The following is a 12,314-nucleotide window of genomic DNA, read 5'->3' as shown; positions in this document are numbered from 1 at the left end:
ACGTTGGCACTCAGCGTGTAGCCCGAGAGCGAGGTCCAGACCGTGTCGTTACCGGCACCGGCGAGCTCGGTCACCACGTCCCCAAGGTCGGTGACTTCGTAGACATCGTCGCCCACACCGCCGGCCATCGTGTCGGCACCCGTACCCCCGATGAGAATGTCATTGCCCGCGTCACCATTGAGGATGTCGTTGCCGCCCAAGCCGCTCAGGATGTCGTTGCCAGCACCTCCGCTGGCAATGTCGTCGAATGCCGTGCCGGTCCATATGTCGACACCGGCGGTACCGACAAACAGAGTACCGGCGGCCACCGGGGCCGTAGCGTCGGACGCAATGCTTTCGGCCGTACCGAAGTCATCCACGTAACTGACCACCACGCGCACCTGATCGCCGACCTGAGTCTGGCCAAGCGTGAACGTGCTAGCGGTGGCTCCGGCGATGTCGACGAAGGTGACCCCATTGGTCTCCTGCCACTGGAAGGTGAACTGCGGATTGCTGAGGCCATCGACGTCGACGATGGTCGACGGGTCGGCGGTCAACACCTCGTTCAGAAACGCAAGCCCGAGGATGGTCGGCCCTGCGGTCGCTACGCTGTTCCCCGCAGAATCGACGATCTCCAGCGTACCCTGGGCATCCTGATACACCGCCCGAACGCGGAGGTTCAGACCGGCGACATCGTCCGCCACCAGATAGGTGGCGCCGGTTGCCCGCGATACCTCGCCAGCGGCGAAAAAGGTGATGTCTTCAAAGACACCCGAGCCCGCAACGTTTTCGACCTGCCAGTAGTAAGCCACCGGACCGGTAACCGCGCCGGTCGGATTGGCCGCACTCACACTGTCCGCGTCGCGTATCGACTGATCGCTGACGCGCAGCAGTTGGCCGGCGACAGGCGCATCGGTACGCGCACCGGTGGTGGCATCGAGGATCGCCAGACGCCCCACAGGACCGCTGTTCAATGCGGTGCCGACGCCGGACGCCTGCGCCTGGTCTGCGAACTGCAGACGCTCGATGCCCGTCAGGCGATCGACGCCATCACGCCCGGCCACCAGGTCGGTCACGATGACGGCGTTGCCATCGACAGCGACGCTGTACTCCGACGCATTACCGGAGAACACCGCGGTGTCGAAGCTGTCAGTGCCGGTCAGAATCTCCCGCACGATGACCAGCTGGCCCGGATTGTAAGTACCGTTCAGCATTGCCTGAACCATCGGCGCCATGCTGTCGAACGTGGCGATTTCCGCGCCAGTGCCATCAGCGTTTGCCCGTACGCTGATGCGTACGTTCAGCCACTTGTCACCATCGATGATGTCGTCACCACCGCGGCCTTCGATGAGGTCGCTGCCGCTACCACCGAGGATGATGTTGCCGCCGTCGAAGAACGTCGCTCCGACTGGCAGCAGCCCCGCCAGACCGTTGATCAGGCTGATGTTGGTCAGCACACTGCCGGTTGCACCCGCGGTGGGTAGCGATGTCGCATCTTCGTTATCACCGCGCAGGAAGTCACCGTGGGACGAACCCGACAGGCCTTCCATGATGTCGAAACGCACCAGCGCCGAGGCTCCCGAACCCGGCATCGGTGGCACATCGAAGAAGCGGTCGCTGTAATCGATGGTCACGCCCTGGGCGAGATCCTTGAAGGTTGCCCAGTCATAGCCGGAGCCGCCGATATAGCGGTCACCCATGCCGAGACTGCCGACCATGATGTCGTCGCCGCCTTCGGCGTTGAACTTGTCGTTCTCGTTGCCGCCGACGAATACATCGTTGCCGATTACCGGATCGTTGCCGAGCGGATCGAAGTTGTCGCCAGGCGCACCGTCCGAGGTACCCTTCTCGATCCAGTCGTCGCCTTCGTTACCCATGTCCTGTTCGTTGGCTTTGCTGCCCAGGATGAAGTCGTTACCCTGGCCACCAATGGCCTCGGAGGCGTCCTCACCGGTCACGATGAAGTCGCTGCCGAACCCGCCAATGATCAGGTTGATGCCGTTGCCTCCGTGCAGCACGTCGTTGCCGTCGCCACCCTGGATGTTATCGTCGCCACCGGTGTCGGTGATGATGTCGTCACCGGCACCACCGCGCAGTTGGTCGTTGCCGTCACCGCCGTCGATGCGATCGTTGCCGCCATCCCCCCAGACTGTGTCATCGCCTTCACTGGAGATGAGGATGTCTGCGTTGTCTGTGCCACCCAGCACGATGTGCTCGGCACCGTTGTAGCGGATGTAGTTGGTGTCCGCCCCCACGGTCAGCGGGTTGTCGCGGAACACCACCTGCTCGCCGTTCGGGCCGAGCGGATCGAGGGCTAGCAGGCCTTCGTTGAATTGCTTGCCCGGGTCCACTTCCAGATAGAACCCCGGGTCCGAGAACACCAGGCCCGGCAAGTGCGTGGCCGAGGTGTTGGCCATGATCAGCTTGGCGAACGAGTTGCTTTCAAGTTCGGCATTCATCGACAGGCCAGAGGTACGCTCCAGGTAGTAGAAGCGGTCGCCGTCCTGCAGTTTTTCCAGCTGGTTCTCGAACACGAAGTTGAAGGTCGAGCCGAGCATGCCGCCGAACGGGGTTTTCTGTTCGGCCAGGCCGCCGATCCACAGGTCGATGGCATCGACGCCAGTGACCGTCACACCCTTCAGATCGTCGGCAGTGCCCACCACGCCATCCGTGCCGGCCAGCGTTACGTTGGCATAGGCACCGGTGCTGTTGAGGAAGTCCAGGCGGTCAGCCGGCGCCCCCACACCACCGAAGACCAGCGCCAGGGCTGCAGCGCGTTTGCCGTCCATCGTGGTCGCCGCCGTGATCGTGTCATGCGTGCCATAGGCCGCGATGAAGTTGATCAACGACTCCGGATGTTTGAGGTACTGCACCAGATCGACCCAGCTGGTGTACGGCTTGAGTTGGGTATCACCGGTTTGGCTGTAGATGTCGCGGCGGATCGCATTGAGTGAGGGAATCCCCACATCGCGGCCACGGGCGATGTTGAGCGCCGGCAGGTCGAGCGGCAGGCCGAGCAGGTTATTGCGCAGCGCCTCGGTGACGAACTCGTCGATTTCGTTACCGGTTTGCCGAGTCACCCCACGTATGATCGCGCTGGTCGCATCCTCTGGCGATACGCCACTGGCGGCGTACGCCAACGGGTTGAGGAACGCCGCGATCAAGCCCATTTGCTGATCGGGATTAGCGCTGGCCGGATCGCCTATCACGTTGAAGTCGATGTCGTAGCGATCGACGGTCTCGGTCAGCATCGAGTGGCCAAACCGATACACGGTGTGGGCGAACTCGGCGACGATCGAGGCATCGAGGTCGACGTCGTAGACCTGGGTCGGTGCGAAGAACAGGTCGACTCGGGGCTGGATGGTCCGCGCAAACTCCTCGAACACCAGATGCTGATACTGCATTTCGGTGCCGAACTTGGCAGCCTGGAACAAGCGCTCGCCATTCCACAGCAGCGCATCGAACTCGGCCTGGGTGGTTGGCAATGCGGCCACCGGAGTGAGCAGCCACTCGTTGAGGAAGGCCACGTCACCCGAATCGAGCACAGTGTCCTTGGTCTGCGCAACCAGCCGGTTGTGCTCGGAGTGGAAGATCGCATGCACCGCGGTCAGGCCGATGTTCTCGTTGACCCGGCCGTCGCCGGCAATGTAGTGAGCGTCGAGCAGTTCGTTGTCATAGGTCAGGTTGTTGCCGCCCGCGTCAACGGGCTGCGCATTACCGACAGCGGTGTCGGCATCCGCCTGCAGAACCCCACCGACGATTACCGGCGCGGCATTGTGGTTAATGTCGACGAGGAACTGGTGACCGGTGCGCACAGCATTGGTCAGGTCAAGGGGGGCAGTCGGATCGCCTTCGACAAGGACGTCATCAGCCGTGCCACCAAGACCGTCAACACCCTTCATCACGACCATCGGGAAGCCGTTCGGCCCCTTGATGAAATTGCCATAGGCGTCAGTCGCCAATAGCGGGGCATTATCGACATCGGCATCGGTAAGGTTGATACCCAGGATGTCGCGGGCCTGTGCCTTGACCACTTTCCAGGTCGCCATGCCACCGATTTCGACGTCGTCCGCGGTACCAAACGTGCCATCCACACCCAGATCACGGTTGGTGATCAGCCTGCCGGTCGCTACGGGGCCGTTGTCGGTCATTTGATAAGCGCGCAGGAACACCTGATGCGACGGGTGCGAGCTATAGGTCTGGTTCTGGTCCACGAACGGCGTGGTGGTATTGGTTTGCTCATGGATGTCGTCGGCCGTGCCGAGAATGCCATCCGCCCCTGGCAGGTTGGTCGCGCGGGTCAGCACCATGAAGTTCGTCGGACTACCTGGCACAAACAGCGGATCATCCGGTTGCAGCGGGATGAAGACGGTGCCCGAACCACCTTTGGTCACCAGGTCCAGACCATGATCGAAGAACTGCCCGAAGAAGGTCATCCAGGCGTTGAACGGCGCGGTCAATCCCGCATCCGCCGCGGTGTTCTCGAACAGGTACACATCGTGGTCGTCGGCGGTACCGAACTGTCCATCCATCCCGGGACTGGCAACAATCTGTACGCCATCCTTGAGCACGTCGTCGTTACCCACCGCGCCGAAGTTGAGCACACCGTCCAGGCCCGGGTCGAAGGCCGTGGCATAGGCCGCCGGGTTGTTCGACGTCTGATCGACGATCAGGTTACTGATGGTGCGCGGCTGCGAGTCAATCACAAGGCCGCTGTTCTGCGCATACGACGTTCCCCCTTCCGCCGGATTGAAGACCGGATCGGTCAAGCGCGGGAAGACGTTATCGGCGGCACCAAACTCGGTGTGGTTGTTGCCATTGAGGTTCATCAGGTTGTTGTTCGACCCGTCGACCGCACGCAGGCCCAACGGCGCGCGGATATTCGGGATCAGCGAGAGGATGTCCTGACCGGCCGCATCAGCCTCGGCAATCTTGATCTGGTCAAGAATGAAGTTGAGGTCGGAGCGGACCATGTGCAGGCCCGCGCCACCCGCGGTGGCATCGACTACAGGTACCGCCGCCGTTGGCGTGACCGGTGCACCGGCAACGATGGCAGCCGTCGGCGTGGAGAACAGGATCTCCGTGGTGCCGTGACCGTCCTGATAGATCGCCTTGACCCGCAACGACAACCCGGCGAGGTCGGGAGAGACCTTGAACGCGGTACCGTCGGCGCTTTGGAACGCCAGGTCGCCAGCCGGCAACAGGATGATGTCCTCGAATACGCCGCTGCCTGGGGTTGCCTCGAACTGCCAGATGTAGGACACCGAGGAGTTGGTGATAAGCCCCTGCGGATTACCCGCCGCGACGTTGTTGGCATCGCGCACCCCGGCGACGCTGACCGTCAGCGTGTCGCCCACCGTTATCGCCCCGCCGTTGCCATCCGTGACGGTAGGACTGCCAACCGGTTGGGCATTCTGCCCCGGCACCAGCACTAGCTGGTCATCGGCGAATTGCAGGCGTTCGATATGCAGCAGGGTATCGGTGCCGTCGCGACCCGCGACGCTATCGATCACGGTATAGACATCGTCCGCCAAAGTGGCCGTGCCGCGGTCGTCAACGGTAACCGTATACTCGGCCTGAAGCCCGGAGAAGATGGCGGTGTCGAAGGCCGCCCCGCCCGTTGAGGTACCGGGCATGATTTCCCGCACAGCCTTGAGTTGACCGGGGTTAAAGGTGCCGTCCAGCATGAGCGGGATCATATCGACCATGCTGTCGAAGGTAGCGATCTCAGGGCCGGTATGGTTGACGTCGCCGGCGGCATAAACGGCAATTCTGACGTTGATCCATTTGTCGCCATCGATCAGATCATCGCCACCGCGGCCTTCGATCAGGTCGCTGCCATTGCCGCCGAGGATGATGTTGCCAGTGGCAAAGCCAGTGACCGGCAATCCGGCATCGGCCAGGAACTGGTCCAGGCCGCGGATCAGCGCGACATTGGTCAGCGCACTGCCCGTGGTACCGCCGTGGTTGATGATAGTGACTGCATCGACATCATCACCTTTGAGCACATCGCCGAAACTCGAACCGGACAAGCCTTCGACCTCGGCAAAACGGTCAAGAATCGAGGCAGGCGAGGCGCCGACCGGATTGAACACGCCGGCATTCTGGTTGGGTGCATTGCCGTGTGGCTGCGCCAGTGCGGCCAGGCTCAGGTCAACGGTCACGCCAACCTTGTCATTCTTGTAGGTGACCCAGTCGAAGCCGGACATGCCGTCCATCTTGTCCTGGGCATCGCTGCCGACGAAGATGTCGTCGCCACCCTCGCCGATCATTTCGTCGAAGCCACCACCACCGGTAAAGATATCGTTGCCGATCACATCGTCATTGAGCAACGGCGAGAAGTTATCGCCAGGCGCACCGTCCTGGGCGCCCTTCTCGATCCAGTCATCACCTTCGTTGCCGGTCGGTGGCAGGTTGGTCTTGGCGCCGAGGATGAAGTCGTCACCCTGACCGCCGAAGGTGGTGCTGATGTCTTCGGTGGTGATGATGAAGTCCTGGCCATCGCCACCCAGGATCAGGTTGCCTGCAGCAAGCATGCTGCCAACCACGATCACATCGTTACCGGCATTACCCTCCAGGCGGTTGTCGCCGAACGAGTCGCTGATGATGTCATCACCCGCGCCGCCCAGTACCGCATCGTTCCCGGCACCGCCTTCGAGGCGGTCGTTGCCGGCGTCGCCGTAAAGGGTGTCATCGCCGTCACCGGAAATGATGATGTCATTGCCGGCGGTGCCGCCCATGACGATATGGTCTTCACCGGTGTAATGCAGATAATTGGTGTCCGGCCCCACGGTGTCGGGGTTGTCGCGAATCACCAGCGGCACGACTTCCACGCCGTTGATCATGATGCCGCCCGTCGGATCGGCACGGCTGTCCACGCCCAGGCCGGTGAACTGGGCGGCCTGATTCACTTCGAGGGTGAACGTCGGCGTCAGGAACACAGTGTTCGCCAGGTGGGTGACATCGGTGTTGAGCATGATCAGCTTGGCAAAGGAGTTGTTCTCCAGTTCAGTGCCGAAGTTCAGGCCCGCGGTACGCGACAGGTAGTAGAAGCGGTCGCCGTTCTGCAACGCCTCCATCTGGGTTTCAAACACGAAGTTGAACGTCGAGCCGAGCATGCCGCCGAACGGCATCTTCTGTTCGGCGAGGCCACCGACCCAGAAGTCGATGTCGTCGACGCCCGTGATCGTCACGCCCGTCAGGTCATCTGCAGTACCCAGTACCCCATCTTTACCGGCCGTCGTTACGTTGGCATAGGCACCGGTGCTATTAAGGAAGTCCAGGCGGTCAGCCGGCGAACCTGCACCACCGAGTACCAGCGCCAGGGCTGCAGCGCGTTTGTCTGCCAGCGTGGTCGCCGCCGTGATCGAGGAATGCGTACCAAAGGCCGCAATGAAGTTGACCAGCGACTCGGGGTGTTTGAGGCTGTCCGCCAGGTCAGCCCAACTGATGTATGGCTTGAGTTGGCTGTCACCGGTTGATGCATAGAACTCACGCCGCGCCTCATTCAAGGTGGGGATGCCAGTGTCGCGACCACGCGCCAGGTTCAGGGCCGGCAAATCGAGCGGCAGACCGAGCAGGTTGTTGCGCAACGCTTCGGTGACGAACTCATCGATCTCGTTGCCGACCTGGCGGGTCACACCGCGAACGATCGCCCCAGCCGCCTGGTCCGCAGTCACCCCGCTGCTGGCGAACGCCAGCGGGTTGAGGAAGGCCGCAATCAGACCCAGTTGCGAGTCCGGGTTGGCCGGGTTGGTGAGGAGCGGATTGAACGCGGGGTCGAAGCGATCGACGGTCTCGGTCAACATCGAGTGACCGAAGCGGTACACCACGTGGGCGAACTCGGCGAGGATTGCCGGGTTGATCGAGGTGTCATAGCCATTGGGCGCAAGGAATCCGTCGATCTGCGGCTGAATGGTCCGCGCGAACTCCTCGAACACCAGGTGCTGGTACTGCATTTCGGTGCCGAACTTGGCGGCCTGGAACAGGCGTTCGCCGTCCCACACCAACGCTGCAATCTCGGCGGGTGTAGTCGGAATCGCGGCCACGTCGACTGCCAGCCACTCATTGAGGAAGGCCAGGTCGCCGGCGGCTATGAGGGTGTCCTTGGTTTGCTGGACCAGGCGGTTGTGCTCGGAGTGGAACACATGGTGCACGGTGGTCAGGCCAATGTTCTCGTTGACCCGGCCGTCGCCGGCAATGTAGTGGGCGTCGAGCAGTTCGTTGTCATAGGTCAGGTTGTTGCCGCCCGGACCAACGGGCTGCGCATTGCCGACAGCGATGTCGGCATCCGCCTGCAGAACCCCACCGACGACTACCGGTGCGGCATTGTGGGCGATGTCGTCGAGGAAGCCATGCCCGGTGCTCACGGCGCTGGCCAGACTGATCGGAGCAGCCCGGTTGCCTTCGACCAGTTGCGTGACGTCATCAGCTGTCCCGGCGATGCCGTCAGCACCGTTACTGATGCGAATCACCACCTGCGGCATGCCGTTCGGCCCGCGGATGAAGTTGCCGTAAGCATCGGTCGCCAGCAGCGGTACGTTGTGTACATCGGCGTCGGTCAGGTTGATGCCGAGAATGTCACGGGCCTGCGCCTTGACCACCTTCCAGGTCGCCATGCCGCCATTTTCGCCGTTGCCGTCGTCGGCAGTGCCGAACAAGCCATCGGCGCCGAGATCGCGGTTGGTAATCAAGCGCCCTGTCGCAACAGGATCGCCGTCCGCATTGAGCACGTACTCGCGCAGGAACACCTGATGCGAAGGGTGCGAGCTGTAGGTCTGGCTCTGGTCGACGAAAGGCGAGGTGGTGTTGGGCTGGCCATCATCGGCAGTGCCAAGTACTCCGTCTGCGCCGGCGGTACGCACCGCACGTGGCAGCACCATGAAGTTGGTCGGGCTGCCCGCTACGAACAACGGATCGTCCGGTTGCAGCGGAATAAACACGAAGTCGGTAGCGCTCTTGGTGACCAGGTCGAGACCGTGGTCGAAGAACTGGCCGAAGAAGGTCATCCACGAGTTGAAGCTGGCGGTCAGGCCGACGTCCGGCGACACGTTGGGCATGAAGAACACGTCCTTGTCATCGGCCGTGCCGAACACGCCATCCAGCCCGGGGCTGGTGACTATCTGTACGCCTTCCTTGAGGACGTCGTCATTACCCGCACCCACCACGCCGAAGTTGAGCACACCGTCCAGGCCCGGGTCGAACGCTGCGGCATAGGCCGCCGGGTTATTGGCGGTCTGGTCGACGATCAGGTTACTGATGATCCGTGGTTGCGGATCGGTCACCGACCCTGTCCCGGCGTATGCATCCAGAAACGAGGGATCGAGCAGGCGCGGGAAGGCATTGTCCGCGGTGCCAAACTCACTCTGGCCGGTGACCAGGTTGTTGAAGCTGCCATCGACGGTACGCAGGCCGAATGGCACCTGAGTGTTGGGAAGCAAATCAATGAGGCCGGTGCCGTCGGCATTCGCTTCTGCGATAAAGATTTGCTTGAGGATGAACTCCAGGTCCGACTTGTTGAAATTGGCCATTTTGGATTGCCCTCGATCTATTTGGGTAAAGGCACGGGACGAGAAAATCCTCCCGCGCCAAGTCAAGTGCTGGCTTGCGCAGTTTGTTGGTTATGTTTTTTTGCAAGAGCTCTGGCGTTACCCGGGACCCGGGATACACGCCTGGAATTCGCGAAATGAATTGCTCGCCGGGCGATCAGGCAGAGCGGATTCGAGCCCTGGGCGGGCCATGGAATCTGGAAGTGAAGGCGAACGTCCTGGACAGCCCCTTCCCTCTGCAAAAGCACGAAATGATCGACATAATTCTGCTCCTCTCAGGAGAATCACCGCGCCTTGCGTTGCCAAAGCGATGGCAAGCTTCAGGCGGGCGGGTCCCCCGATAACTAAGACTAAAGTTCCATAGCAAATCTTTGTCAATTTTACGTCGATAAAACAGACGATCGGTGTTAGGACTCTCAACTATCTGTTTTTAAAAGACATATAGGAAGTTGAGTGCAGGTATAGAGCGAAATGTTATTTCTAGCCGCTGTTTCAGGCGGTGATTGAGGATGAGATTCGAAACAGCAGCGAAATGCTGGCTGGTGGACAAAACGCATCAGGCGAACAGCTGGAGCAATGTTTACGCAACTACCTGAGTACCTTTCATGTCCTTCATCCAGAAGAAGGCTGTGTCCTTCCAGCCTTGGGTGGAGAGATTGCGCGCGCCGAACCGGAGGTACGGGTGGCCGTCGAAAAAGGCCTGAAGCAAATACAGAAAGCCTGGGCCGATCGTCTCCGTAGCCCTGATGCGGCATGGGCCGTCATCGCTCAATGTGTGGGAGCGCTAGTCCTGTCCCGAGCAGTCGAGAAAGAACGAACTCGCAAGGAAATCATTGCTTCGACCCGCGAAGCTATTGAAAAGAGCTATTTCACGCCGGAAAAATAGAAAAACGTCTCCGATTATGCGAGAGCAGCTCGCAACGCCATGATCATCGCTATCGCTGCAAAACCCTGGTCGATTCAGCCCTCCCTGAATACCCACACCGAATGCATTCATGAGGCGATTGAGTGGAAGGAGAAAGAGAGGGCATCCATTGCCCTCCCCTCTACTGTTCCGCCCTCCTGCGACGGTACTGACCAGGACCTCAGACGACCAGAATGAAGTCCGTCTGATCAACGGCCGCGCTGTTGACACCCACAAGGCGGATGGAGTCCGCTCCGATCCCGACCACGGTGTCTGCCCCGTCAGCCGTTATGCTCACGTTGGTCGCGAACACCGCGCTAGTGACCCCCATCCCCGTGATATCGAGCAAGTCCTGCCCTGCGGCCGGGTTGGATCCGAAGTTCAGGATCGTATCGTTGCCGAAGCCTGGGGCAAACGCGAAGATATCGTTGCCGGCGACGCCGCCACTCATCACGTCGTTACCTGCGCCACCGACGAGGACGTCATTACCCGCCCCCCCCMCGATCACGTTGTCGAGCGCGTTGCCGGTGCCCGCAAAGTTGCCGCTGCCGCCGAAAAACAGGTTTTCGACGTTGGCACCCAGGACGTAGCTCCCGAGCGAGGTCCAAACCGTGTCAATACCCTCACCGCCAAGCTCGCTCACCACGTCCCCAAGCTCGGTGACTTCGTAGACATCGTTGCCGACACCGCCGGTCATCGTGTCGGCACCTGCGCCACCGATGATGAGGTCGTTACCTGCGGCACTGACGAGGATGTCATTACCCGCCCCCCCCACGATCACGTTGTCGAGCACGTTGCCGGTGCCCGCAAAGTYGCCGCTGCCGCCGAAAAACAGGTTTTCGACGTTGGCACCCAGGACGTAGCTCCCGAGCGAGGTCCAGGCCGTGTCAATACCCTCACCGCCAAGCTCGCTCACCACGTCCCCAAGCTCGGTGGCTTCGTAGATATCGTTGCCGACACCGCCGGCCATCGTGTCGGCACCTGCGCCACCGATGATGAGGTCGTTACCTGCGTTACCGACGAGGACGTCATTACCCGCCCCCCCCGCGATCGTGTTGTCGAGCGCGTTGCCGGTGCCCGCAAAGTCGCCGCTGCCGCCGAAAAACAGGTTTTCGACGTTGGCACCCAGGACGTAGCTCCCGAGCGAGGTCCAGACCGTGTCGCTGCCAGAACCGGCGAGCTCGGTCACCACGTCCCCGAGGTTGTCGACTTGGTAGACATCGTTGTCGACGCCACCGACCATCGTGTCGGTACCTGCGCCACCGATGATGATGTCGTTACCTGCGCCACCGACGAGGACGTCATTACCCGCCCCCCCCGCGATCGTGTTGTCGAGCGCGTTGCCGGTGCCCGCAAAGTCGCCGCTGCCGCCGAAAAACAGGTTTTCGACGTTGGCGCCCAGGACGTAGCTCCCGAGCGAGGTCCAGACCGTGTCGCTGCCGCCACCGGCGAGCTCGCTCACCACGTCCCCAAGCTCGGTGACTTCGTAGACATCGTTGCCGCCACCGCCGACCATCGTGTCGGCACCTGCGCCACCGATCAGGACGTCGTTACCCGCACCGCCCACGAGCGTGTTGTCGAGCGCGTTGCCGGTACCCGCAAAGTCGCCGCTGCCGCCGAAAAACAGATTTTCGACGTTGGCACTCAGCGTGTAGCCCGAGAGCGAGGTCCAGACCGTGTCGTTACCGGCACCGGCGAGCTCGGTCACCACGTCCCCAAGGTCGGTGACTTCGTAGACATCGTCGCCCACACCGCCGGCCATCGTGTCGGCACCCGTACCCCCGATGAGAATGTCATTGCCCGCGTCACCATTGAGGATGTCGTTGCCGCCCAAGCCGCTCAGGATGTCGTTGCCGCCCAAGCCGCTCAGGATGTCGTTGCCA

At 61.5% G+C, this 12,314-nt stretch carries 2 protein-coding genes and 1 pseudogene; 1 reads left to right on the top strand and 2 read right to left on the bottom strand.

Annotated elements, in window-relative coordinates; all coding sequences use genetic code 11:
* A partial coding sequence (locus AC1D19_RS30115; RefSeq protein ID WP_477765549.1) for a peroxidase family protein occupies positions 1 to 9,509 on the bottom strand: 9,509 nt, incomplete at its 3' end.
* Between the two features lie 517 nt (positions 9,510 to 10,026).
* Here AC1D19_RS30115 and AC1D19_RS30110 point away from each other — a divergent pair.
* Positions 10,027 to 10,413 carry a hypothetical protein gene (locus AC1D19_RS30110; protein ID WP_477765548.1) on the top strand — a complete coding sequence of 129 codons (387 nt, stop codon included), beginning with the start codon at positions 10,027 to 10,029 and terminating at the stop codon, positions 10,411 to 10,413.
* Positions 10,414 to 10,612: 199 nt separating this feature from the next.
* On the opposite strand, the pseudogene AC1D19_RS30105 reads toward AC1D19_RS30110, so the two are convergent.
* Positions 10,613 to 12,314 (bottom strand): annotated as a pseudogene (locus AC1D19_RS30105) (peroxidase family protein); the annotation flags it as partial.

The sequence above is a fragment of the Pseudomonas sp. P1_C12 genome (assembly GCF_056406435.1).
This window is presented reverse-complemented; position numbering and strand designations above follow the sequence as displayed.